The following is a 25,377-nucleotide window of genomic DNA, read 5'->3' on the forward strand; positions in this document are numbered from 1 at the left end:
CAGAAAGGGATGCTTGGTTGAATGTATGTAGTGTGTAAGGAACACGTGGAGCTGGCCATTGACAGGTTTGTGGACGAGTACGAAGACGCACCGGATGTAGTGGATCTGAAGGAAACGGAGTTCTCTGACTGGGACCCGCCGGCGAAATGTGCGGAATGCGAGAAGAATGCTGAGTATTTGGTCGTGTAAAAGGCCTGTACGTAAATGATAAGATGACGAAAAGGACGTGAGTGCTCACGTTCTTTTTTTATGCCTCAATATAGGTCAAACGGTAGACGTCTAGACTCACAGCTCTCCAAGGATGTCGGTATCTATGGAGGTTTTGGTATTTGAGTGAGATGAGCAATGTGCTCTCCTCTTTTAGTGTGATTTTTCTATTTTATCAAAGCGGTTTCGCTGAAAAAAACTTGAGCTATAGCTTACTAAATAATAAGATTGCTCATTAAGAGTACTGGTGTCAATTTTAGAAGGCACTCTCACCATTGTTTTTTCGCCAAGCGCATTTATTACAACAATACTATCTTTGGATATCTCTGAGAATTGAACAATAGCGGCTGTACTAGCTCTACTGAATACCAAGAAAAACAGGACAGCACCTAAAATGATCAGCATAACGGGCATGTTTTGCTTTATTCTGTTCATGTACTCCCCTCCTTATTGGATATTATATACAACTTGTAGCCGTTAGTCTTATTTAAATGTACTTTGCACTGAATAAGTGATAGAAGAGCTCCCACCGATGAGACACTAGCAAGTGGCTCTTTTTTTTCCTCTAAGGCACCTAATGTCGAACTTTCGCCCATGCCCCTGCATAGCATATAGCACCTATTGAGTTACAGGTGAGAAGGGGGCGCACGATCATGGGGATTGAGTTGTCAGCGATCCACTATGTGTATCTGGTGTTCATTGTGTTCATCCTCGGGCTGCTGATCCGGCGGCGGGATACGACGATGATCTGTGTAGTTGGGATTTTTGCTTTGGGTCTGCTCGCGACGAATACGCTGAGCGGTTCGGTGTCGGGGATCTTCAATTCTTTTGTATATGCGACCAAAGAGCTGCTCGGTACGATCATGATTATCTCCATTATTGTAGCGATGAGCCGGATTCTGATTATTACCGGGATCAATGAGACGATGGTTGCGCCGCTCAGCCGTTTGATTCGTACGCCGTCCATGGCTTACTGGGGGATTGGGATCATTATGATGGTGACTTCCTTCTTCTTCTGGCCTTCGCCGGCGGTCGCTCTGATCGGTGCTGTATTGCTGCCTGTTGCCGTTCGTGTCGGTCTGCCTGCGCTGGGAGCGGCCATGGCGATGAATCTGTTTGGTCACGGTATCGCGCTATCCGGAGATTACATTATTCAGGGTGCCCCAAAACTCACCGCAGACGCAGCCGGACTTCCGGTAAGCAGTGTGATGGAGGCCAGTGTTCCGCTTGTGATTGTCATGGGGCTGGTTACGACAGTGGCCGCGTTCTGGCTGATGCGCAGAGATCAGAAGAATGGAACATGGCGGAATGGGTTGGTCACGGTAAAAGGAGGCAGTTCACTCACGGAGGTGGGAGAACAGCTAATAGGACCATTGCTACTTAGCCCTCGTGTCAAAAAAACGCTGGCCATCGTCATTCCGCTTCTATTCCTACTCGATGTCGTCGCGATGTTCGTTCTGAAGCTGCAAGGCGGGGATGCCACAGCACTCGTGGGCGGTACGGCGGTACTCATTCTGATCGCTATCACCATGCTGGCCCACCGCAACCGGGGACTCGAAAAGATCACATCCTATTTAATAGAAGGATTTGTTTTTGGATTCAAGGTGTTCGGTCCGGTGATTCCGATTGCGGCTTTTTTCTATCTGGGCGATTCGGCGTTCACCGAGTTGTTCGGAAAAGTGCTCCCGGAAGCCTCGCACGGAATCGTGAACGACCTCGGTGTCGCTCTGGCGGATCATGTTCCGCTTAACGGTGCAGTGGGCGCGGTCACCATGACCATAATCGGGGCGATCACCGGGCTGGATGGTTCGGGCTTTTCCGGAATTTCACTGGCTGGTTCCATCGCGCAGCTGTTCGCATCCGCCATTCATACCGGGGCAGCGACACTGACCGCACTAGGTCAGGTGGCTGCGATTTGGGTTGGCGGTGGTACGCTGATTCCTTGGGCGCTCATCCCGGCAGCCGCCATCTGCGGTGTTAGCCCGTTCGAACTGGCCCGCCGCAACCTGAAGCCCGTACTGCTGGGGCTGGCGGTGACGACGATTGTGGCGATGTTCCTGGTGTAGAGGGATCGTCTTAACTTGTAAAAAGCATCCGCGGGTAGCGGGTGCTTTTGTGCGTATACGTACGGCTGTCTTGAATAGCTGCACATTGTGGTACACTAAAAGAAAAGTGGAATTTCAGCGGGACTCCGCCGTGTGATCATCCGGGAGTGGGTCACAGGGTGAACTGAAATATGGACCTGATCGCCTGCTCGGACGTATACCTTTAAAAGATAATGATTTGACCGGTGGCAGCTAAGCCCCGCAACATAAGGGAGGTTCTCAAAATGGCGCATCCACAACATCCGTCCGCACAGTTAGAGACACTGGAGCAGCTTGATGCCGCACTTGCTGAAGTCACGAAGTGGGAAAAAGAGCAGAAAAAGCTGATGATCTGGGACCGCATGTCCCGCCTGCCTTTTAAACTGCTGGACAAGATTACGCCGAAGATTATTCACGATAAAATCGGCCAACTGCTCGACGAATTAGGAAGCTATATCCAGAACGGTGGCAATTATCTCGTAGCGGGCCGTAAGGTCGGGACCCTCGTGGCTTCCCAAAGTCAGGCCGCTGGCGGTTCGGAGCGGGGCCCCTATTCCTTGTCTGTTATGGATGCGTCAGCACTTCAGCTCATCCAGACTGGACGGGAGACAGCGACCATTCAGGGAGCGACCACTGGAGTTGGTGGTGTGTTCACTCTGGCAGTAGATATTCCGGCCACTCTGGGCCTGTCTCTGAAGGTCATTCAGGAGATCGGGCTCTGCTACGGATATGATCCGACCGATAAGGCAGAACGGATATTCACGGTAAAAGTGATGCAGTTTGCTTCCTCGGACATTGTGGGTAAGCAGGCGATCCTGGAAGAGCTGAACCTGCAAGCAGGTGGAAGCGGAGATATTCTTGAAGGCACAAACGCAGCCTTGTCCAAAATTAAGGGCTGGCACGAAGTCATCACCGTATACCGGGATAACTTTGGTTGGAAAAAGCTGTTGCAGATGGTCCCGGTAGCGGGAATCGTTTTTGGCGCATATACCAATCGCAAAACGATTGAGGATGTAGGCGAGGCTGCGCGCATGCTGTACCGGAAGAGAAGGATTCTGGCGCGGATGGTGGAGATGCGGGTAGTGGGCGAGTAAGTGGAGATAGGAGCTTGGAGTTGTAGGCGTAAGAGTTCCAGATTGGAATCGGTAGAAGCAGTTAATAAAGAAAAATTTGGGACAAGAGCGACCGGAAGTTCAGACATGCTACCTTAGTGACGCCCGGGCCTTTCGCTGGAGCTACACCCCATGAAAGAAGATAGATTTTAGACATAGTATTGTAAGCAAACAGATGGAGGGTTTTATGTTAATTCAGATTATTGGCGTAGGAAAATTGAAGGAAAAGTACTTGATCGATGGCATCGCGGAATATGCGAAAAGGCTGACGCCTTACCTCAAATTTCAGGTGATTGAGGTGGCGGATGAAAAAGCACCCGACTCTCTGAGCGAAGCAGAGGTGGTGCAGGTGAAGGGGCGCGAGGGCGAACGTATCCTCGCGCAGATCAAAAGCGAGGCGCATGTTATTGCGCTCGCGATCGACGGCAAGCTCTGGAGCTCGGAAGAGCTTGCCGGAGAGATCGACCGGCTCGGCACCTATGGGACGAGCCATGTTGTTTTTGTTATCGGAGGGAGCCATGGGCTCTCCGACGATGTTATGCGCCGCGCCCAGCAGCGCATGAGCTTCGGGCGCATGACGCTGCCTCATCAGCTCATGCGCCTGGTGCTGGTGGAGCAGATTTATCGCGCGGTGAAGATAAATCGGGGGGAACCGTATCATAAGTAGGGCGAAAAAATCGACCTTAGGCGCTTGCTGGGCGCAGAACGGGGCCTCCAGGCTCTTTGGGAAGGTCCGGTAAGGTTGTTTGAATCGAACAATGCCTGTTTGCAGGGCCAAATTATCATTTATGATATTTAAGTCGGAGAGCTCGATTCACTCTTTCCTTGCTCTTTCAAGCAGCGAATGATTTCCTTTCCAAGGTGGCGAGTGTTTTTAGCTTGTCCACTGGAAAAATGGGTGTCCAGTCCGAGATGCAATTCAATATTTATTCTTTTTAGCATCGGCAAAGCTACCTCGTTCTCTTGGGTTTCAACATTGTATACCCTGATTGTTGAACTGTCGTACTGTTCAATGCGGTAGAGGACATCATCCATACGTGCAAGAATGAATTCTTTGATTTCTCCCGGATCATTCGATTTTATTGTGGAGGGATTTTTAAGTTCCTCCTGACTATCAAGAACATGTCGAATGAATGCTTTAAGAGTATGTCTCATGTAGTCAGAGATTGGATCTATATTTCCAATGGATTCATCTTTAAGTACTGAGCGGATGATGGATATAATAGATGAGTCTCCAGTCCACTTTAACCATGCCTTCCGATGGTTTTCTAAATCACTATCCAGCAAAGTGTTGAACTCGGATTGTAGTGGCCCAGTTGTAATATCAGGGGTCAGGAACACCATAGTAATGTCGGTGGTGTTCTGAGCTTGTTGGCTCTTCAAGTCATCTAATACTGCTAAAAATTCACTCCTTAATTGTATAGAATTAGAAGATTGGGAGTGGATTTTGTTTTCAATGATTATGCGGTGAACTTCATTTTTATCATTTAAGGTGCTTCCTCCTTTGGTATATATTTGGATCACCAAATCTACAAACCACTTCTTACCTAAATAAGAGTAAGGTTCTTCAAGTAAGACCTCGGCTTCCAGCGGATTTTTCGTATCTAACACATTATTAAATCTACCGTTACATCCTTCAAAGTTATTAAGTGTACTTAAAAATCTCTTGAGAAACAAATCACCTAAACCATGAGGCTGTCGAGGAGAAAGTAAATATCCGAGCATCGCACTCATATTTTCCTCATTTAGACGCCCTTTTCCCATGCTTAGTGCCTTGAAAATATTCATTCTGTTCACTCCTTCATTAATATATTAGATTCGATTAATGAGTAATGCATCCTTTTAAAATAGTGAAGTAATATCAAACTCTTAAGAAGTTTAGAATATTGTGTACAGATCAATATGTTTAAAATCTCATTCACTTGACAAATAAAAGGTTAAAGTAATATATTTGATGAGAATATATTACCATTGACAAGGACGGCGGTATAGATGAAACTGGCTTCATTCTACAAGAACAGCTTAGTTCCTACCTATGAACGGATAAATGTATTAAGTAAAGCAACGGTTGAGGTCATCAAAACACTACAAGAAAATACCCCCAATGCTGCGCTTGTTGATGATGCTAAGCCATTTGTTCGTCGACAGGATGTAATGAATGCCATTCTTAAGGCTGTGAATGATTTACCAAAGGAATGGAGAATGTCCGCAAGCAAGAAGAGAGCTGGCGGGAATTTTAATTATGTTGTCGTTCATTTTGAAGATCTCAACCTTAATCTCATACCGATCCATCTTCTTTCTCATGCAAAACTTCCTAAACCAAGCCGATATCGTGGTGATATTTCCGCGTTCAATCTTGCAATAATGAAGGATCGCGGAATGGTATCAGAATTGGAATTTCAAACTTATATTGATTTTGACAATGAAATTTCGTTAGTCACCGAGCCAGAAATTCCATCAAACATAAAAGATATTCCTTTCGGTTTGCTATTGATATACGACGGCACTGACCCTAAAGCACCGATTCGACTTGCTGCCTTAACTCCTGATCAGGAGCGCTATATCTTTTGTGACAACATAGACTTACTGAAGGAGTATAGTCCATCCAGAGACACTGAACTTGAGATTAAAGTACCTATTGAATTGAAGAAGCGGCGTAAGCTAAGAATAGATACATCTCAAGTGAAGGAATATCAAGATACTCCAAATGTGACCATCAAAAAGGATAAGGATAGAGCGAATAAAATGAGTGATGACGATGCAAACGCAATTTAATCCTAAGCGGTTATCCTCGGCAAGAATTGCACGGGGGTACACCATCAAAGAATTATCTGAGCGAATTGGAGTAAGTAAACAGGCTATTTCACAGTTTGAATTAGGGCAGGCCATTCCTAAAGCTGAAACGATGATGCTCATTATAAATACACTGGATTTTCCCAAAGGTTATTTTTCTGAAACGGAAGAGGAGCAGTATGTTGGGAACACCTTTTTTCGGGCTTCAACTTCGATTCCGAAACGAGTCAGAGAAATGCAAAAGGAACGTGCTGGATGGGTTTCGAAAGTGTATTCTATTCTCAATCAATATGTTGAGTTTCCTTCACCGAACCTGCCTGATCTTTCGGATTTTCCGGAAGGAGAATGGGATTCAGATCGAATAGAGGAACTGGCAATCACGATGAGGAATCACTGGAAACTCGGTGACAAGCCCATTAATAACTTAGTCAACGTTTTAGAAAGCAATGGCATTATTGTGGCTTCAGTTGAACTGGGGGATGTTAAGGTAGATGCGTTTTGTCAGCCTAGATCGGGTAGATCATTTGTAATACTTGGAGAAGACAAGAAATCTGCTGCTAGAAGACATTTTGATGCTGCTCATGAATTAGGACATTTGTTAATGCATTTAGATATTCATAATCAGGATAGTTTGACTAAAGAAGAGTTCAAACTAATGGAAACCCAGGCCCATCAGTTCGCCTCGGCTTTTCTTTTACCAGAGGATGCATTCTCCTCCATGGTTTCAAGTGAAACAACGCTTGATGGGTATACTGAATTAAAGAAATATTGGCGCGTTTCCATTGCTGCAATGATACACCGTGCCAAGGACTTAGGGATAATATCGATGAGTCGGTATACGTCATTGCAAAAGCAAATCTCTATGCGCAAAATGAGACATAAAGAACCGCTTGACGATGTATTGCCGATTCCATACCCAACGTTGTTTAAAAAAGCATTTGAGGTCATATTACAATCGGGTATTGATGGATTTGAATTGGTTCAAAAACATGTTCGTTTGAATCCTAAGGATGTAGAAGCTCTCTGTGAGTTGACTCCAGGGACATTATCCCTTAGGAGAGAAGATTCCATTATTAAGCTTAGATATTTAGGGAATCTTCAAAACTAAATCAGAAGTTCAAGGTATAGAAAAGGAGAAGCATTCTGCTTCTCTTTTTTCATGGAACAAAATAACTGGTAAAACGTAATTGTAAATTAAAGGAGTGATATAATGAGTTACACTATTGAGTTAATAAAATCAATGTTCCCAGATTCATCTGCATCTGCCATTATTATTTTAATAGCATTGGTTTTCTGGATGTATAAGGAACTTAGAAACACATATCTTGAAAATAACAAATCAAATCAGCAGCGTTTAGACAAAGCGCTTGATACCTACTCTGATTTAGAATTTGAGATTTACAAGTTTTTCAACGAAAGATCCGATCTATTTACAGTCACTGAGAAAATATCAAAAGCGATTTCAATCCTGCCTTATGAATTCATGCAAAAATACATAGAAATTAAAGAGACATCAGAGGAAGACCTAAAAAAGGATTTATTATATGAGTTTCATAAAGAGATTGAGGAGGAAATTGTAAGACTCAAATCAAGACAACTTGATTCAATTACATTAAGAAAGGATAAGGACATAGTTACAATCGTTGAGCGTTACATAAAAACAAAGATTGCTCCATTTGGAGTCCCCTTTATCCATACCTACTTCAATATATCTTTCCTTATGTTATTAGTATTGTTTGTTATATCTCTACTAAGCGCAACATCACCAAAAGAACAAATTTTGATATTTTCACTTGTCTTTGCTGGATTATTTTATCTTGTTTTTTTATACCTTATTATCACTGAAGGCTTTATCAAAAAACGATTCAAGCATTCCTTTACAAACTGGATTTTATTTCTAATATTTGCAGTAGGGATGCCTTCATCCATGATTTTTATGGGGTCATGGTTCAGGGGTATTGTGGTTTTAATATTGATATTTATTTATGGGATTTTCGTGGGGAAAAAGTGTATGAAAGAACCCCCATTATAAGCTTCAAGCCAATAGATACTATAGTATATCTTCCAAAGTTATGATTTTCACGCAAAGATAAACAGATGATATTTGGCAAGGATACCCTTAAAACTTGCCGCTTCAGTCAGCGAGAGAACCAGAGCACAAGGAGGGCGAAATTTTAAGGTGAGCTTATTGCTTTTGAGATAGTTAATAGCTATTTGTTTTCAGTTGAAAAATAGGAGCGATAATTCCGATGGCCGACCTAATATTTCCAAATAACAATGTCCCAATCGAACCAACCGAGAATCCGATTGTATTCATATCTGATTTGCATTTTGATTATACGAAAAGAAAATTCAAGGCAAAGGCAGCTTCGCAAATGAAAAGTGATTTCATTACCTTTATAAAGGAGCGTTATGCTGACAGCATAATATGCTTGGCAGGAGATTTTTTCGATAGCTATAAAAAGACACTTTCGTTTGTGAAAGAGCTAGAGGAAAATCAAATATTGGGTTTTTTCGTACTTGGAAATCACGATTACTGGAATAACGGTACAAAAAGCCATCAGAATATTATCAATCTCTTTTCTGATGAAACGCAAGATAATCAATATTTCAAGTTTCTTGTTACTGGTCGCAAATACTATTATAAAGATATTTGTGTTATTGGTGATACTGGTTGGACCAGTTTTCGGCGTGGAAAGCGTCAAGTAACCCTGAAGCAGTTTATGGGTCTTCCTGATGCACAAAAAGTAAAAGATTTTAGCCCTAAAAAGATTATGTCTTTACACGATGAGTGGGTGTCTTTCGCTAACGGTGTATTAAACGAAGAAGAGAAGGTATTGATAGTTACCCATTTTCCAATGATTGATTTTACGAATAAAGATAAAGACTGCTGGTGGAGTTCAACAACAGCACTCAAAGGTGCAAATAGTTGGCGAATATTCGGGCATACCCACAGAACCGAACAGCAATACAACAATGTGTCATCGCAGCGTGGATACAACAATAGCGATGCTGAGGATCTAGAACGGAGAGGGTTTAAGCAATACTATGTCTATGCATTTGGAAAATTAGAAAAATCGGCTGACCAATATAGCCTTATTGCTTCAAGTAATTTTGAGTCCATATCCAAATTCCACTCACCTATCGTTGTGTCGAACGTCAAAAACGAATTGGCATTAATTGCGACCATAAAACAAAGAGGATATAAGCGATGCGCTTCAAACAAGCATAATTTTGCGGTTCTTGCTAATTCACCAGAAGCTTATCTTGAAGTAGTAAAAGAGATAACGGATGGGTATTTAAGAGATACATATATCGGATATTCTATTTCTGGACGTATATCAAGGCAAGTGGTGAAAGCTATCTATCACTCAATTGCAATAATTGAAAGCGGAGATTTTTCAGACATAAGGGCTTTTATGACCGCTGCTGTAATAACAGGATATGTTTTTAATAGAATGCCCCTTTCTATTGAAGGAATGCGCCCATTGGATGATTATGATGTAGTGAGGTTTTGGTTAATGCTCTTAACGATGAAGCAATATGGAATTGATATGGGGGTGATCGATACTGTGAGAAGTGACAAGAAAAAGCATATCACATTTTGTAATGTTGATGTGTATTTGCCAGCAGTAAATAATTTGTCGCTCAATGAAGATGAGGTGAAAATGTTGATGGATAAAACACCGTTATTACCTCGATCAATTGTACTTTTAGAAAATCAAAGCTCCTAGATATGTTGTCTGTAGCATCTAAACTAGAGAGCATTGCGTAATTGCCTCCCACTCCTAGAGCCATAAATAGATGTGTCTCACCTATGGTAAACGTAATTAATGTAGAATAGGCGAAGAATTGTAGCATTGGCAGGTCGAAATCCAGCAATGTAATTGAATAAGATTAGTCGCATGTTCGATATAATTGGTTCCATAAATGGTTTTTATCCCAAATTAATAACAGGAGTAATGAAATGAACCAACATCAAGTAGGATTAGCAGCTGAAGCACTTGCGGCAACATTGTTTGCATGGTGTGATTTTGATGTGTCGGTACAATACGGTGCGAACCAGCCTGAGTATGACTTGGTAGTCGTACAGGGAGACAGAATGCTAAAAGTATCGGTCAAAGGTAGCCAAGATGGGGCTTGGGGGTTAACTCAAAATTATAAGAAAGATAGAACATACCATGAAGCGGCTGATGTATGGTTAGCGAAACATAAAGAGATGACAGTGCTTTGTCTGGTACAGTTTAAAGGTGTAGATTTGATAAAAGGGGAACTTCCCCGTAGTTACCTAGCTACTCCGGCTGAGGTAGTCCAACGTTTGAAGGATAGTAGAAATGGGCTAGGAGAGACTATTCTTAAGGAAAATCACATATGGAAGTCTGGGAAGGCAGTGGGAGTTCATGATAAAATACCAGATGAGTGGAAATTTAGTCGAGCTCGAGTAGAAGAACTGCTGAACCGAATGAACAAAAATTAAACATGTCATTATTGACGCTTGTAGAATTTTCTTTATAAAGAAGCGCTTAGTTTACAGGCTGATGTACTAAATATATATGTGCAGTTTATTTCTAAGACTTAGGGCTTTCTCATTAATAGAGAAAGCCCCTTCCGCTATGTCAGCAGAAGGGGCTACGCTTAAAAAATGCTTCTCGGTGTCCTCGTTGAAGGCTAGTTCGACGCTGCCGACTCGCTTTCTGTCGTCCAGCGTGATCCTCTTCACGATTAGGTGAAGCAGTGTCTTGCGCTGCTGAAATGGGGAATGACGTAGCAGGGTATCAAAGTTTGTCATCAAGGATCGCACAAGCTCATAGGATACGGGATCAGCCTGATCGTCCCGAAGCTCAAGTTCCAGCTTTGACTTACGCGTAAGCCCGGTATCCAGCTCCTGGTTTAATATGCTAAGGCGCTCAGAAAACATATCTCGGTCAATATCGTCTATTTCATACAATTCGAGATACTTACGTTTTTTATCCTCCAGACTGGTGATACGTGTTTGTACTGCTGTTAACTCATCACGTAGCGGTTTAATGCGTCCAGAACGTTTTTCATTGACGCTGCGAACAACTCTTTGCAGAATCTCTGGATTGACCACGGCTTGTCTGATTCGATCAGTTACAGCTTGTTCTGCCTCGACCTTTCGGACGCTATTGGCGTGGCACACGGCGCTTCCCTGGCTTCGGAATCGTCCGCAGGAGTAGTACATCCGAATGATCTTCTTGCCATCCTTCGACCGATTGATTGTGCGGCTGGCGGTCATTGCAGCGCCGCATTCAGGACAACGAATTAGCCCGGTTAGCAGGTATTCACCCTCGAAACGCTTCTTTGGCATCGTTCCTTTCTTCTTACGTAGAAGCTGAACCTTGTCCCACAATTCCTGGCTAACAATCGGTGGATGATGACCGTCAACTAGAATGGTCTCTGAGCTTTTTCCCTTACGCCGTTTCTCTGCCCAGTTCTCGTACTGGTTGTAACGAATTTTGCCTACGAACATCGGGTTATCCAGTAAGTCACGAATCGCGGTAGTGGAGAATGGTTTACCACTTTTAGTTTTACGTCCCCTGTGATTCAGCTCATTGGCAATAGTCTTGAGTCCATGTCCAGCGGCGTATTGTTCAAAAATGTAGCGGACAATGCTGGCTTCTTCCTCAACGATGATGACTTCTGTTCTGGTTTCCCGCGAGCCACCTTTACCTTCAACAATGGTATACCCCAGCGGTACCTTACCATTGTGTAGTCCCATTCTTGCCCGCTGGCGGTGCCCCATCTTTACGTTGTCAATTATCGTATTTCTCTCCAGTTCCCCTACCGCGCCCATCATCTGTAAGGCGAAGCGCCCCATAGGAGAACTGGTTTCAAAATTTTCTGAGTAGGAGCGGAACGAGATGTTGTTCTTCTCCAGCAATTCAACAATATGAAGCAGATCGATATTCTTACGAGCCATACGATTGAACTTCCAAACAATAACTTCGTCAAACTTGGATTCCTCTGCATCTTTCAAGAGCCGTTGAAGCTCATAGCGTCCCTTCATGCTTTTTCCACTCACGCCGCGATCCACGTATTCATCCATAACTTCTGCACCAGTTGCTGTGCAATAGTTTCTTAGAATATCGAGCTGTGCATCAATGGAATAACCGTTTTCCGCCTGTTCTTCCGTACTTACCCGGGCATAAATAACGACCTTTTTGAATGGCTTGTACTTCATTTAATTGTTCTCCTTCTTTATTTATCACAGGTATTTCTAGATGGAGTAGTGCTGACGAGCCTTGAATCACCATTCGGGAAATATCTCTGTCAGCCGGAAGGGTGACCTTAGCCAGCATACTGTGGAACAGTGCTTTTTGTTGTGTAGGTGCTGCTTGTTGCAGGACTGACTTAAAATCAGCAAGCACGCGGCGAATGTGATGGAGTGGAATAGGCTGCTCTGACTCAGCAGTTATTTTTTGTTCTATCTCCTCACACTCCTGCTCCAATGCATCCATCTCTGATTGAAGTTTTTGGAGCTTGCTCTTTAATTCTTTGCTATCAATGTGGCCATCCTCAAAAAGCTCGTAACAGCGAAGATTCCGCTTCTTTAGTGAAGCTGTCTTTGTTTCATTTTCTTTCAATTGTTGTCGAAAGGGCAGAAGACTTTTATCTCGTCTATCATTGATCTTCATTACCAATTGTTCAGCAATGGCAGGGTTAGCAATGAACTGCTGTACATGCTTGCGTACCCAATCCTCGACTTGATCTGCCCGAATATGATGGGGCTGACAAGCTTTGTAGCCCCCCGAATTATATCTGCAACATACATAATAGTAAGAGACATAGGGGGCCTTGTTTTTTCGCTTACGTGAGACATGGGATGCAATCATACTACTTCCACAAGCTGGACATTTCAGCAAACCAGTAAGCAGAAACGTATGGTCAATATGCTTGGAAGGCAGGCGGGAGCGGAGAGCCAATTGCTGCTGTACCTTATCCCATAACTCTTTTGAAACAATCGGTTCATGTTTGCCGTCAACGATCTTCTTGTGTTCCTGCGTTGCCCTGTCAGTGTAAGCTATCTTGCCGATATAATTGACATTCGTTAGGATGCCTCGTACGGAGATGCTTTGAAACAATTTACCCATCTTGGTTTGATGTCCGTTTTTGTTTAAACGATTCACGATTGCTTTTAGACCCAGACCGCCGGAATACCATATGAAAATGGTACGGACCAGTTCTGCTTCGTCAGGAATGATCTCAACATAGGATAGATGACGGTTAACAGGATGAGGGACCCAACGATACCCAAGCACCTGATTTCCACTGTTCCATTTACCAAGCCGGTTACGGCGTTGCATGCCTAATGAGGTGTTCTGGGCACTCTGCTTACGCTCATGCTCGGCAATGGAGCCGAGCATCTGAAGCGCAAATTTGCCCATAGGAGAATCGGTTTGGAGATTTTCTGTCAGGCTGTGAAGTGTAATGCCATGTTGATCAAAGAGTTCAGTGATGTGTAATAAGTCCTTTAAGTTTCGTGAGAGCCGATTTAAACGAAGACAGATGACCTGCTGGAAGTGCCCTTTGCGAGCATCCTCCAGCATTTCAGTTAATGATGGTCTACCGGAAATGGACTTCCCTGAGCGTCCTGCATCGACATAGAGCTTGTAAATGTCCAGCTTCCTTATTTTGCAGTAATTATAGAGTGCAGATTTTTGTGCTTCCAGGCTAAATCCTTGGACTTGTTCTTCCGTTGATACGCGAATATACAAAGCTACACGCTGTTTTTCAATCATGGGCGTACCACCTTTAGGCAGCGTCTGGATGCGACTGAGAAACGAGGTTGTCTGCCTCATTGGTAGATTCGACAGTTTGGAGATAATGACAGATCATGTCGGCAAGGATGTCGATGAATAATGTAAGATCGTAATCATCTTGGTTTTCCATTTAAATTGCCTCCTATATGAATTAGGTAGTCTAAGTAGTTAGAATTACAGCTAGAATCTCCAGTACATTGTGTCTAAAAATTCATTCGTTAGATAGCGGTCTAATTTCCACTGAACCTCAAGGTAATCTCCATATTCCTTGATCGAACAAGGCTGATGAGTCTGATTCATTAAGTCATCTTTTATAATTTGGATGAAGATAGGCTGAATATGGGTTGGTAAGCTGCTAATCTCAATATCCATATAAGAATCAATTTTTGCATCCATAGTAGCTTCTTCAGATGACCAAAGAGGATATCCACATGATTTCAATAGTAAGTAGAACGGCTTGGCCATAAGCGTATCTTCCTTGTTATAGGCAACAAGCCGAATAGTGGGTCTGTCAGTCTCAAAAAGTCCTTTTAACTCATTACATTGCTGATCCTTACGAGAGTACAACTCTAAACAAGCTTCGTGTTCTAGAGTTGAAATTGGTGAATCAAGAAACCAACGTGCCACATGCAGCTTAGATTTATAGGGAAGAAAAACTTGGAATGGCATTATACAATTAGGATGTGACGGCAGTTTAAACATATTTTTACGGAAGTTACGTTTTGAAACTATTCCTGAAAAAAGCATAAGATCAATGGCTTTTACGACTATCTGCCCGCAATTGGATAAAGTATAGAAATTAATGATTTCTTGATTATCATCACTTACAATGTAAAAGTTTTTCATATAGCATCCTCATTTCACTAATTAGTTTTGAATTACAAGCAATTAAAACTTACCTTGCTCTTTCATGCTCACGAAGTTTCCATTCCCAAGAATGATGTGATCCAGTAGGTCGATACCGAGTAAACAGCCACTATCACGCAAACGCTCCGTCAGTTCGATATCCACTGGGCTTGGATCAGGTTCTCCCGAGGGATGATTGTGACAGGCGATGATGGAGGCAGAATTGGCGAGGATCGCCAGCTTGAACGTCTCCCTGGGGTGAACCAACGATGAATTGAGTGTCCCTGTAGACACCAGATGGATCGCGGTCGGCTCATTTTTGGTGTTCAGACAAAGAATGGAGAAGACTTCCCTGTCACATTCACCAATGAATTGGCGAAACAATTCAGCAGCATCTTGAGGCTTGCGAATACGTCTTCCAGGGTAAAGGATGGGCGAGGCTTCCCTAACCATTCGTAAGCCGACTACCTGGATACGTTTAGCTGGGGCACATTCCTGTTTTGTAGGTCTAGACGTGCCCCTCGCCCTGTTACTGTAGGTGGTGGTGTTATAGTTACTGTTCATCCATGAAACCTCCAAGAAAAATGTTATTAATATCCATGTCAAAGGTATATTAAATGGATGAAAAGTGAACAGAAGCGTTTTTGCCCCCGAAGGATTGTTCCTGCCCCGGAGCTTGCTGCTCGAAACTGCAACGGGCACATGGATTTTGATGTCATGCCCCCGAAGCCCCCGATTTTCCGGGGGACAGTGAACGTATTTGTTGTCAGGGGGGGGATGCTCTTCTTTTCTTTTTTTGTTTTTATTTTCTCGGGGGCTTTGGGGGCGTTCGCTCCGAGTTTCTTGCTCTGCATGGGTTTATGCACGCCCCGAATCCCCAAGTCCCGTGGGGCATGGCCCCCGCGTCTGGGGCGAAGATGTTAAAACTCTTCTAAAATATCAAATTCGTCAGTACCATCTTCGGGTACTCGCATCTCTAACAGAGCATTGTTTTTGGTCTTGGGTTCAGCTTTTTCATGAAGGCTCTCTTTTTTCAACCAAAGCAATCTCGGGCGCTTTTTGTTTACTACTTTTTTTACAAGATAATGCTTCCGTGTTTTTCCATTCTCTTTGGATAATTCCGTTTGCGTTAGACCTGCCTCGGCCAGTTCCTTCCAAAGTGTAGTAGGTGAGACGGGAAACTGCTCTCCACGTCTGGACAAGAACTGGCTTACCTCGTTATAGATAAGATCAGGAAGAAAATAGCAGTATTCTTCATCCTCCCAGCCAACATGAGAACTGTTTTTGGGTATAGTCCTCGTTACAATTTGTTTATGGACATCATGACAGTGAATGCTTTGGTTAGCTAATAATTGGGAGACAATTGTTATGAATCGCATGGAGGGTTTAATCTCCGTAACTTGTCGTCCTTGTTCGTCAGCAATATCGAGAAACAGCTTCCACCCTTTATTTCTAAGCTCTTGTCCCATTTCGGCAGTGACTGCTCCAACGCTTTCAGCGTATCTAAGTCCCAGGTCAAGTCCCAAGTATAACCAAACCGCTGCTTCTACCAATCTGCCGTGAACACCTAAATGGGAAGCGGCTTTTCTCTTTTCAAAAAACAACTGTCTCAACTCACTGTGGTCAGGCCCATTCATGGCTTCTCCTACCCAATTCAGGTAGCCCCTCATGGCAGTGCTCAGTTTTTCAAAATCGATCTGAGCTTGTGTTAACAGTTTCAAATTGACATCTGTTTTGAGCAGTTCTGCTGGGAACAATCGGGCTACGCTGGAGCCGCCGCTGAGCAAATCCTCTGCCGTGACAAGTGCATTACCTCTTGGTGGGTAGTCTGGTCTGAGCGACGTATCCTGATTCATACGTCCCCGACCCACCCGATCACCGTAGCCTCTCAAGACCTGCTGAGCTAAGGATTCCATCTTTGTCTTTTCACTTGGCGAACTTGTAGGATGATAGTCATCAATGAGAAGAAGAGAATCCTTCGTATGAAACCCCCGCTTTTCAACGGAGTTAGCTGTATCCTTAAAACTAGCTGGTGGGTGCTCTAGCAAATTGCCAAAGTGACAAAGGAATAACTTAGCTAAAGTTGTTTTACGGCTACCTGTGTAGCCATGAAGCCAGACTAGAAACTTCGGTTCAATTCCGAGCCAGCGAAGCCATTCACAGAGTGGTGATAAGTACGTCAGTGCCCACAGAACAAGCGTTACCCGGTGTGGTGCGACATTTAGTAGTCTCAGGCTCGCTTCCATTGCTTTTTTATTGCTGGTGCTGCATCCGGTCAGTTGATAGTTTTGAAGTCGTGGCTCCAGTTCTACTTTGACATTGGGAACACCTAATGCACCGCCAGCGTGTAAGTACGCCCACTTACCGTCAATGTTGATCCAGCCTAAATGGGTGAAAATCCGTTCACTTATCACAGCCGAAGCCGTAGATTGTATGGCGAATCGAACCAAGTCGCGAGTTGTAGAGCCAGGAAAAAGAGTAGGCTCAGGCCCCCACATGACTAGCCACTTCATGCTTTCAAAATCCTGAGCAGGAACTTGAATAGAAGGTAGACTTCTCTGTGAGTGTGTGAGTATCCCATCAATCTCATAGAACATTAATTTCTCCGGCCCATTGTCTTTCTCAATGGACTTCACAATTCGTGCTGCAAAATTAGCAAGCGGAATATACTCCGTTTCATCTTCATTTTTGTACTTAACTTTGCAAAGGCGTTGTTGGTTTATGGCATGATTGCCCTTCATTAGACGAACGTATCCTTCTAAGGAGGGTTTGTTTGCCTTGGTTTTCTTTTTCTTAGCTGAAGGTAGCAACGTGACAGGAGAATTTGTTGGCTCCTCCATGTGCTCATCCAAGTGAACGCTAGAGTGACACTTTGCGATCTGCTCCAGACCACAACCGAATGTAGAACATCGGGTAGGGCCGTAAGACGTATTTAGTCGCTCTGCGTCCATTTCAAAAATTCGGCGTTCACTGTGCTTGTCATGCTTCTGGCTCAGTTGTGAAAAGGCCATGGCAGTATCGGTGTATCCCGCTTTTGTCAGCATAGATACGATGTAATGCCACTGTGTTTCACTGCAACCTTGTAATCTCTGTTCCGACAGGGCTTCCTCCATCACTTTGCAGTGGGTGGAGAGGAGTTCTAGATTATCCTGACTTGGCAAAGACTGTTCAGGTTTTGCTTTGCTGGAGTGAGATGTAACCCCGGTCGGACGTAGCGTTGACACTTCTGTGGAGGCTACTTTTTTGCTGAGCTTGCCTTTTGTCATCTGCTCCAGTATGGCTGTTGGGAGATCTGCTAGTGGGAGATCACCAGGGCCTCTGCCATCAAGCCAAAGGTATTGACCGCCACTGTGATGTGTGGACGGTGGAATGGCTGTCATTTGCCCATCAGCCAGTAAAGCGAGTTCCTCATGCTCGGCTTCTGGATTGCTGTCAGTTAACTTTCGTAGGCTTACACCTTGTGGTACACGAAAGAGGTGACGTGAACCTCCGCCAGGAGTGGAGAATTGCCAAGTGGGAGGGAGGTTGTAATCAAAGAGTTGCTCCATTTTGGCTTGACCATAAGCACCGTCAAGATCGAATCCAACAACACCTACTTGTCCACCCAGTGTCATCCCGAGGTTAAAATTAGGACGCTTGCTAAACCATTGTTTTAGCGTATCGGGGTTGTCGGTGGCTTTTTCCTGCCATTTAGTGAGCAGGGGAACTTTGCCTGGTCGGGAGCAGGATTGCTTATGTTTATCAGAAACGCCTTTATGGTCAGCAGGGCACAGAGGTAGATACCTAGGTCCTAGCTCAGCGTGCGCCATGACTAATGCTGCTTCGGCTGTAGTCAGGGAATTTAGATGTGCGGCGGTGAGATTTTCATTGATTTGAACTTCAATCATTTTTGCACCTATTTTCGCGTAATTTTATTGGGGAGCGTTGGCCCCCCGTACAATGCAATGATCCTATTAAGCTGAACGTTTACGTCTCCGCTGGTTTGAAAGTGGGAGGTTTTGCGGCTCATCCTCATCGTTGTCATCATCGGAGTGGCTGCCGAGGTCCAGTTCGTCATCATCGACGTTGTCATCATCAGAGTGGCTGCTGAGATCGAGTTCCTCCTCATCGTTGTCAGCATTACTGGACAAGATGATACTTGGAGTATCAATAGATGTAGCCTCATTATGAACCATTTTGATAAAGGCAACCGTGTCTGATCCAACCTCTAGATATTCGACATTATGGAACGAGATCGAGGATACGTTAGAGAAGTCTAGGTTAAAGGATTTTGTAATCTCGTTAACCAGTGGACTAGAATAAATGATTGCTTTATTGGCGGCTTTCATTAAAGGGAAATAGTTGTATTCATCCGTAAATCCTTCTCCTATAGCGATTCCTTCGTCGTTAAGGGCGACTTGAACACTTCCTGGAGTACCTATATCTTCAATGACTTGAACGTCAATAGCGAGTCGAGCACCGTTTTTATGATTTACCACGGACAAGACACTTTTTTTAGAGACGGGTCGGCTAGTATGCCTGCTAACCGCTGGTCGGAAATTCATCATTTCGAGGGTAGATACGTTGTCCTTTGTTCCATTTTTTTGTACCATTTTGCATTCTCCTTTTAGATGGTTTTATTAGAGACACAAAGGCACGAAACCAAAAAACGCGCCAGCAAAAATACCCTCAAAAAAGGTAATTTTACTGGCGCGTTTATAAAAATCGTATGAAAACACTGTGTGTTACTTCATGACGATTATATTCGCTTTTGTCGTGGCTTTTCGAATACGTTGTATTCCTTCATCGCCCCGGCCAACGTGTTTTGTTTTGTAGATTGTATTTTGTCATGAGTGAGTTTTCTTGTCAACCCATTTCTAATATTTTCTTTTAAGTTGCGATTCTGTACTTCTATGATCCTACGTGTTGTAAGCTGAGCGTCACAGCTCCATACATAAATATAATATACATTTATTTACTTATTTGTGTGCGGACAAGGACAAAATAGTGCCTATAGTTAGAAAAAAAGAAGCCGTCTTATACTCGACAGCTTCCTCTTAGCGTTACTCGTAATCAGCCAATCCCAGATAATGCAGGGAAATGATATTTTCATAGCTAGACATGAAGCCTATTTTATCCTGATGCTTCATTGTTTGCGTAGCATATTCAACCTTAGCATCATGGAAGCTCTGCAATCTCGTTTTACCTTCATTTAGGCCAGCATAATACTGATAGATGAAGTAGTACGGATTATTTTCCTGTAGCATCTCATACGTGGCAGGCACATAATCATTTAACCACTGTCCTTCTGAGTCTTGCTCTACTGGAGCCCAGATGTAATTGTTTAGTCCGCTATTGGATGCAGAGACTGTCTGTACGATGGGGTTAATCATTTTACCCTGCGTCATGCCATCATAAATCATGTCATCTGTGTCAAATCGATTCGCTGGATTAATTCCCCAAAAGAAGGCGGTGTAATAGTTAGCATTCAACTGCTTATTGACGGTTTCACGGTTCATGAAGTATTCTTTCCCCTGCTTCGCCCCTTCATTATCTATAGGACTGCTGACCATCAGATTGATCGGTCCGCTTTTGTTCTCCGCAATCAGGTTTTTGTTCAACTCCTTAGAGTAGGTACGGAGCTCTGTTTTTTCAAACAGGTTAAACTCTGACTTTAAGCGATTGATGAAAAAAGCAGCATCATTTTGAGTGAAACCATCTTGAATATTGCTTGGAACAGACAAAACAACGGTCGGAACTGCTTTCTCGGCAATCTGTTTACGGTAGTCATTATACCGATCTATGTATTTGGCGATTTCACCCTTTGTCAGCGGCAGGCGAGATACAGGCCATTCAGGTGCGAAGCTGAAAGGTATGTTTTGCTCAAATACATCAAAGATAGCAACGTCCGTATTTAGATATTTGCTATCGTTCTTGAAAGTAGAGTAACAGAAGTCGCTAAAATACTTCGTTCCTTGGATAAATTCAACGCCGTTCCATCGCTCGGTAGCAGGAATGACCTGAACTTTATGGATATAAGAGAAAGCGGGCACATCATCCTCTATTCCGAAAATCTGCACACCAGTTACGCTGCCGCCGATCTGCTTCTGCTTGGCTTTTAGCGCATCGTATACCTGTGAAGCGTTGCTGTAGGCCGTGCTATCAAACAGGACGTTACGGCTATCTCTGAACTTGTTGATGTAAAGTTTGATTGCCGTTAGATCCGCAACCGTGACCTTCTTGCTGTTATAGACAAAATAGTAAGTCCCATCTGGGGCGATGGCTCCAGTGCTGATGGTGACCTTCTTGTTGCTTTCATCCCATTTGACATCGGCTCCGAAGCTCTCAGCGACAAAACGTGTTGGTACAAAGACTCTGCCATTGATTTTGGTGGCGGGAACGTCCATTTGAACGGTCTTCCCGCCCATGGTAGCAGCGCCTGCATCCACATGCAATGTCATGTTATTACCTTCTTTGGTGCCGGTGATGGTCTGCGTTTCGTTGTTCCAGGTCACCTCCGCTCCCAGACTTTCAAAAATGGCACGAATCGGCACCATCACACGCCCATTGAGCTTCTGTGGAGCAACATCGAAGTAGATGGGGCGACTGTCGATGGAGACGGAAATCTCCGAGCTTGCTGCATTGGTTTTGGTAGAGATGGCGAGAGAAAGTATAGTTAGGGTAACTATGGTTAAGATGATCGTGAGTCTAATGCATCTTTTCAAATGGTATGACCTCCTGTAGGTGCGACAGATTAGCTATATTTTTCTTGTATCAGTTGATGATACGTAGATTCTGCTTCTTGTTGGGAGACAGTCCGCATTAGTAGATGCGTTTCTGCTTCAAAGACAAGAATTTGCTCAGTCAAAAAGCATAGTCCATTTGCGGTAAGTAGTAGAAACCCTATGGCCTGCTTCTCGGTTATTTGTAGTGCCGATAGCTGTTGCAGCCGATTTTTATCCATCACAGAATTAGGGGTGGTACGACGCATACGTCTTTTGGAGAAAAACCACTGGAGCAATGCCATAAAGCCACTCTTGCTTTGATAAAGCATATCCTTTCGGGTGTTGAATATAGGCTCAACTTGTTGCGGCGTGTATTTAGTCATATTTTCTGCTGTTGTTAGGACGAGATTTAGAGCGAGGGAAGGTTCTAGGCCTTCGATGCTTTCAGACATCTTTGTTACATAGCCTAGAAACACGTCGGCAGCAATGATGTTATCGTTGATGGGCAATTCTTTTAATATTTGAACTTTCATATTGGCATACCTCATTTCGTACATATTATTGAATGTTGTCTGTTTGAGTGTTCTCATTGTCTTTTGGTTTACGTTTCCCTACTGCGACTAAAATTGAGATGACTGCCACAACGCCAATGATCCACCCATAGTAATTGGCAATGAAGGAGAAGAGCCAAGTGACAACGGCAGCGGCAACCAACATACAGCAAAGGAAGACAAAGAAGAATCCCTTAATTCCAAAGTAAGTAACGCGGAATATTTTGTTGATGATGATGAAAAATACGATAGCGATAATAAACATTGCAATAGTTTGGGCTGAGTCCATTTTGAATTCACCTTTCGAATAGTGGTAGTTAATGCTTAAATTATGGTTAGTACTAATTAATAGCACCTATTGAAAATACACAATCAATTTGTCTCTGCCCTGTCACAAGAACACCTCACGATCATTTTTATATATTATGTATCTAAAGATACGGTGAAAATAAATTAATGTATTTAATAATACGATATTATCATAAAAATGGTATTCTTGGTAGTTGGTTATCGTAGGTGAGTCTCTCTTACGCTTATCATGAGGTGATAAACTCATGGTTCATAAAGCCAAGAGCGATCAAGAAGCTGCTGAAGCATTTGCCAAATTGGTAGGAGAGAAGATTCGGGAGCTGCGTACGGGAAAAGGCATGTCGCAAGAAAAATTAGGTGAGCTTGCGGAACTGAACTCCAACTACATTGGTCAGATAGAGCGGGGAGAGAAAAGTATCTCGGTATATACTTTGAAAAAGGTTGCTAATGGATTATCTCTCTCGATGGAAGAGTTGTTCGGAAAGATAGACCCTGCCAATCATACAGATGCACTAGAAGAAATCGTTGCCCTGATACAAGAGAGACCCATTCAAGAGCACGCTAAAGCTTTGGCTTTATTGCGAGTAGCTTTTGATTGGAGAGATGAATCGAATTAGAGCAGGCTAAAAAGCCTGCTCTAATTTCATTAGTCATTACGATATTTGGGACTTATTTTTACGACTATATCCAGGTTCTTTTTGTGAAAGTTCATATCTCTGGTAGACTGGTTGGCTTGTTGTGTAAATGCCTCAGCCGTTGCAGGATCATCAAACAGGAAGTAATCTCTGCCTTTCTGTTTGCCGAGCATGGCAATGAAGGCATAATTGTAGCTGCTTGGATTGCAGATACCGCCGCTGCCTAAAGGGACCAAATTCATGATGTCCTGAATGGTCAGTTGTTCGGAGGTTTCAGGTTGCTTTTCTAGCACCAGCAGAAGGCAAGCGAAAAGTCGATCTGCATTTGCTCTTTCGGTAATCAGGTTCAGGTTAAATCTTTTGCTGCTGGCTGTTTCCCAGTCCAGTGCTGTTATGATCGGTTCGGGTTGATTGGGGGAACTTTCGGCCACTTTGCTGAGAACATCGCGGTATCCATAGGCAAACAAAAAGCGACCTAGTTTCAAGGAAGCCTGATCGCCAAAGATGGATTGTGTCTTGGGCAGGATCTGACGGTAAAAGTCAGTGTATTGCTCCACAGATTCAGCAACGTCTTCAGGTTCTACACATTCGTCTGATAGTTCAGCTTCTATGAGTAGGTCGTTCATACCTTTGATTCGGCGGGAATCAGTAAGCTCGACTTGATCGGAACATAGAAGATAAGTAAGAAAGGCGATTGTATTAAAGGTGTCTTCACCTTTTCCAAGCAAGTCTGTCCAATAGGAGATAACAGATGGTGATTCAGGTTTGTACTGTTCCACAAAGTTCTTCCAATGGCTAACGACAGTCAGATGCAGCTTTTTATAGGGGTAGGGAATGCTCTGCTGCTGCCATTTGCCGCAAGACCATGACAGGGCAGCACGTAGTGTATCAGCTTCGATGTTGGCAGGATCAGCGAACTGCTGTCTCCAGACTTCTAACGGCTCAATTGGATATTTGGCAAAAGGAAAGCGGCCAAGGTGTTGCTCATGATGTGTTTTCACAAGCGCAGCCAGTGATTTTTTCTTGGTGTCAGTCAGTTGCAGGGACATGTGAATATTGCTCCTCTTGTTGGTTTAATAGGCTTCTTCAGAGTTGGATTGGAGCCACTGCTCCGTCTCTGTTGAATGGATACCTTGTAACGTAAAAAACGTCATGCTGCATTCGTTGTCCAGCATGACAAAGATTTTATATAAGGCGTGTTCCTCATTAAAAATATATCGTTCAATGTATTCTGGGTAATATGCACCCGAAGGGCATGAGAAGGCTGTTTGATCGTGTTGAATGGGAGAAAGATGATCAGTGGGTTCCAGAATGGAAAACCATTGACCGGGTGGCGGGAAGGACTCGTCTTCAAATACGGAGCGAAGTTGTTGCATGTAATCGTGGATGAATGTAAGGCAGTCTTCTGGGATACCACTATTCTGTAGTAGGTTTGCCCAATGTGTATCAGATGTTAGGTCGATCATCTTTGTGATTCCTCCTGATAGCTATTCACTTGTGGGCTATTGCCATAGCGAGGATAGTTGTTAGCTTTTGCTGCTGCAAGAGCTTCAGCCGAAACATAGAATGGTTTGGTCAGTTGAGATACCCAGCTTAGCGCGAACTCAATGGGACTTCCTTCGATAGTTGGAGGGCTTTCGGCCCATTCTTCTTCCAAGGTGAACTGTATGCTGTCCTCACTGATTGTTACAAACAAATCTGTGCCGTCATAATATGGATTTACTGTGGCTCCTTCCTGAAATGTAAGAGCGACCCGCACTTGGTGTACGGGCCGCTCTTTTTCGTGGACTTGAATTTGTTTTTTTGCGATTGCCAGAAAATGAATTTCGCCTCTTGGGTTGAAGGTTGACTCCAACAGAGATAAGAGTCCTTTTTGTGCTTCATTCATTGTGATTACCTCCATAATTAGTATTCAAAGGTATGATATAAAAATAAAATTTGGTTTATTACAAATTTTAATTAAATGTGAAATTATTTTCTATGTATTAATACAATACACAGCCAACGGAGTAGATGTCTTGTAAATAAGTACTATTTTTCTAGTTTTTATATTCCATTCAACTTTTCGTTTTATCTTCTTCTCAGAAGGGTAAGATGGTATTAAAAATGTAATGAGTACATAAGGGTGTATAAGATCATTTTTATATTAGCGATGGGGGGATTTAAATGAGCGACTTAAATTTTTCAAAAGAAGAAACAAAGCGACTGTCCGAATTACTTAAGTATGCATATGATGCTATTGATTATTGGTTTGAAGGCTGTGATGTAGATGACACAACATTTAATGAAAATATATCCAAAAAAACTGAATGTGAATACTTTATAAATAAAATAGATAAGCAGGAGTGATACTGC

26 protein-coding genes are annotated in these 25,377 nt (G+C 43.4%); 11 read left to right on the forward strand and 15 right to left on the reverse strand.

Going from position 1 to position 25,377, the window contains the following annotated elements:
• Positions 1-21: 21 nt before the first annotated feature.
• Complete coding sequence (locus ACFVU8_RS17515) at positions 22-189, forward strand: CxxH/CxxC protein (RefSeq protein ID WP_066377900.1); 168 nt, start codon at positions 22-24, stop codon at positions 187-189.
• A 171-nt stretch (positions 190-360) separates the two neighbouring features.
• On the opposite strand, the gene ACFVU8_RS17520 is transcribed toward ACFVU8_RS17515, so the two are convergent.
• Positions 361-642, reverse strand: a complete 282-nt coding sequence (locus ACFVU8_RS17520) for a hypothetical protein (RefSeq protein WP_387428839.1) — start codon at positions 640-642, stop codon at positions 361-363.
• A 218-nt stretch (positions 643-860) separates the two neighbouring features.
• On the opposite strand from ACFVU8_RS17520, the gene ACFVU8_RS17525 reads away from it, so the two are divergent.
• From ACFVU8_RS17525 to rlmH, 3 genes are all read left to right on the forward strand, one after another.
• Positions 861-2,273, forward strand: a complete 1,413-nt coding sequence (locus ACFVU8_RS17525) for a hypothetical protein (RefSeq protein ID WP_387428841.1) — start codon at positions 861-863, stop codon at positions 2,271-2,273.
• A gap of 263 nt (positions 2,274-2,536) precedes the next feature.
• On the forward strand, positions 2,537-3,385 hold the full coding sequence (locus tag ACFVU8_RS17530) for an EcsC family protein (RefSeq protein WP_387428842.1): 849 nt from the start codon (positions 2,537-2,539) through the stop codon (positions 3,383-3,385).
• Positions 3,386-3,590: 205 nt separating this feature from the next.
• Complete coding sequence (rlmH, locus tag ACFVU8_RS17535; RefSeq protein ID WP_066377914.1) at positions 3,591-4,070, forward strand: 23S rRNA (pseudouridine(1915)-N(3))-methyltransferase RlmH; 480 nt, start codon at positions 3,591-3,593, stop codon at positions 4,068-4,070.
• Positions 4,071-4,198: 128 nt separating this feature from the next.
• Here the strand turns inward: rlmH and ACFVU8_RS17540 are convergent, their stop codons facing one another.
• On the reverse strand, positions 4,199-5,191 hold the full coding sequence (locus ACFVU8_RS17540; RefSeq protein ID WP_387428845.1) for a PD-(D/E)XK nuclease family protein: 993 nt from the start codon (positions 5,189-5,191) through the stop codon (positions 4,199-4,201).
• A 204-nt stretch (positions 5,192-5,395) separates the two neighbouring features.
• Between ACFVU8_RS17540 and ACFVU8_RS17545 the strand changes: the two genes are divergently transcribed.
• From ACFVU8_RS17545 to ACFVU8_RS17565, 5 genes are all read left to right on the forward strand, one after another.
• Entirely contained in the window at positions 5,396-6,178 is a 783-nt protein-coding gene (locus tag ACFVU8_RS17545) for a hypothetical protein (protein ID WP_387428847.1), read from the forward strand.
• A complete protein-coding gene (locus ACFVU8_RS17550) occupies positions 6,162-7,304 on the forward strand; it encodes a helix-turn-helix domain-containing protein (protein WP_387428849.1) in 1,143 nt (380 codons plus the stop codon). The genes ACFVU8_RS17545 and ACFVU8_RS17550 overlap by 17 nt, the downstream gene beginning before the upstream one ends.
• Positions 7,305-7,406: 102 nt before the next feature.
• Complete coding sequence (locus ACFVU8_RS17555) at positions 7,407-8,228, forward strand: MFS transporter (RefSeq protein WP_387428851.1); 822 nt, start codon at positions 7,407-7,409, stop codon at positions 8,226-8,228.
• Between the two features lie 217 nt (positions 8,229-8,445).
• The gene (locus tag ACFVU8_RS17560; protein WP_387428854.1) at positions 8,446-9,930 is read left to right on the forward strand and encodes a metallophosphoesterase; all 1,485 of its coding nucleotides are present in this window, start codon (positions 8,446-8,448) and stop codon (positions 9,928-9,930) included.
• 233 nt (positions 9,931-10,163) lie between these two features.
• On the forward strand, positions 10,164-10,673 hold the full coding sequence (locus ACFVU8_RS17565; RefSeq protein WP_387428857.1) for a hypothetical protein: 510 nt from the start codon (positions 10,164-10,166) through the stop codon (positions 10,671-10,673).
• Positions 10,674-10,739: 66 nt separating this feature from the next.
• On the opposite strand, the gene ACFVU8_RS17570 is transcribed toward ACFVU8_RS17565, so the two are convergent.
• From ACFVU8_RS17570 to ACFVU8_RS17615, 10 genes are all read right to left on the reverse strand, one after another.
• Complete coding sequence (locus ACFVU8_RS17570; RefSeq protein ID WP_387428859.1) at positions 10,740-12,398, reverse strand: recombinase family protein; 1,659 nt, start codon at positions 12,396-12,398, stop codon at positions 10,740-10,742.
• Positions 12,316-13,956, reverse strand: a complete 1,641-nt coding sequence (locus tag ACFVU8_RS17575; protein ID WP_387428862.1) for a recombinase family protein — start codon at positions 13,954-13,956, stop codon at positions 12,316-12,318. Before ACFVU8_RS17575 ends, ACFVU8_RS17570 begins: the two co-directional genes overlap by 83 nt.
• 13 nt (positions 13,957-13,969) lie before the next feature.
• Complete coding sequence (locus ACFVU8_RS17580; RefSeq protein ID WP_387428864.1) at positions 13,970-14,107, reverse strand: hypothetical protein; 138 nt, start codon at positions 14,105-14,107, stop codon at positions 13,970-13,972.
• A 50-nt stretch (positions 14,108-14,157) separates the two neighbouring features.
• On the reverse strand, positions 14,158-14,823 hold the full coding sequence (locus ACFVU8_RS17585) for a hypothetical protein (protein ID WP_387428867.1): 666 nt from the start codon (positions 14,821-14,823) through the stop codon (positions 14,158-14,160).
• Positions 14,824-14,865: 42 nt separating this feature from the next.
• Complete coding sequence (locus ACFVU8_RS17590) at positions 14,866-15,387, reverse strand: JAB domain-containing protein (protein ID WP_387428870.1); 522 nt, start codon at positions 15,385-15,387, stop codon at positions 14,866-14,868.
• A gap of 356 nt (positions 15,388-15,743) precedes the next feature.
• Positions 15,744-18,710 (reverse strand): bifunctional DNA primase/polymerase, encoded by a 2,967-nt coding sequence (locus ACFVU8_RS17595; protein WP_387428873.1) that lies wholly within the window; start codon positions 18,708-18,710, stop codon positions 15,744-15,746.
• Between the two features lie 66 nt (positions 18,711-18,776).
• Positions 18,777-19,415: a hypothetical protein gene (locus ACFVU8_RS17600; RefSeq protein ID WP_387428874.1), complete on the reverse strand. Its 639-nt coding sequence runs from the start codon at positions 19,413-19,415 to the stop codon at positions 18,777-18,779.
• Positions 19,416-19,865: 450 nt separating this feature from the next.
• On the reverse strand, positions 19,866-21,527 hold the full coding sequence (locus ACFVU8_RS17605) for a copper amine oxidase N-terminal domain-containing protein (protein WP_387428877.1): 1,662 nt from the start codon (positions 21,525-21,527) through the stop codon (positions 19,866-19,868).
• Between the two features lie 29 nt (positions 21,528-21,556).
• Positions 21,557-22,060, reverse strand: coding sequence for a hypothetical protein (locus tag ACFVU8_RS17610; RefSeq protein ID WP_387428879.1), 504 nt, complete (start codon positions 22,058-22,060; stop codon positions 21,557-21,559).
• A 25-nt stretch (positions 22,061-22,085) separates the two neighbouring features.
• Positions 22,086-22,367 carry a hypothetical protein gene (locus ACFVU8_RS17615; protein WP_387428882.1) on the reverse strand — a complete coding sequence of 94 codons (282 nt, stop codon included), beginning with the start codon at positions 22,365-22,367 and terminating at the stop codon, positions 22,086-22,088.
• A gap of 265 nt (positions 22,368-22,632) precedes the next feature.
• Between ACFVU8_RS17615 and ACFVU8_RS17620 the strand changes: the two genes are divergently transcribed.
• Complete coding sequence (locus ACFVU8_RS17620; RefSeq protein ID WP_387428884.1) at positions 22,633-23,004, forward strand: helix-turn-helix domain-containing protein; 372 nt, start codon at positions 22,633-22,635, stop codon at positions 23,002-23,004.
• Positions 23,005-23,033: 29 nt separating this feature from the next.
• Here ACFVU8_RS17620 and ACFVU8_RS17625 read toward each other — a convergent pair whose 3' ends face one another.
• The 3 genes from ACFVU8_RS17625 to ACFVU8_RS17635 are packed head-to-tail and all read right to left on the reverse strand — an operon-like array spanning position 23,034 to position 24,910.
• Complete coding sequence (locus tag ACFVU8_RS17625; RefSeq protein ID WP_387428886.1) at positions 23,034-24,071, reverse strand: hypothetical protein; 1,038 nt, start codon at positions 24,069-24,071, stop codon at positions 23,034-23,036.
• A 24-nt stretch (positions 24,072-24,095) separates the two neighbouring features.
• The gene (locus tag ACFVU8_RS17630) at positions 24,096-24,488 is read right to left on the reverse strand and encodes a hypothetical protein (RefSeq protein WP_387428887.1); all 393 of its coding nucleotides are present in this window, start codon (positions 24,486-24,488) and stop codon (positions 24,096-24,098) included.
• Positions 24,485-24,910: a hypothetical protein gene (locus ACFVU8_RS17635; RefSeq protein ID WP_387428890.1), complete on the reverse strand. Its 426-nt coding sequence runs from the start codon at positions 24,908-24,910 to the stop codon at positions 24,485-24,487. The genes ACFVU8_RS17630 and ACFVU8_RS17635 overlap by 4 nt, the downstream gene beginning before the upstream one ends.
• A gap of 278 nt (positions 24,911-25,188) precedes the next feature.
• Between ACFVU8_RS17635 and ACFVU8_RS17640 the strand changes: the two genes are divergently transcribed.
• Positions 25,189-25,371 carry a hypothetical protein gene (locus ACFVU8_RS17640; RefSeq protein ID WP_387428893.1) on the forward strand — a complete coding sequence of 61 codons (183 nt, stop codon included), beginning with the start codon at positions 25,189-25,191 and terminating at the stop codon, positions 25,369-25,371.
• The last annotated feature ends 6 nt before the right edge of the window (positions 25,372-25,377 follow it).

The organism is Paenibacillus sp. NPDC058177 (genome assembly GCF_042883835.1).
GTDB classification, from domain to species: Bacteria; Bacillota; Bacilli; order Paenibacillales; family Paenibacillaceae; genus Paenibacillus_AQ; species Paenibacillus_AQ agri.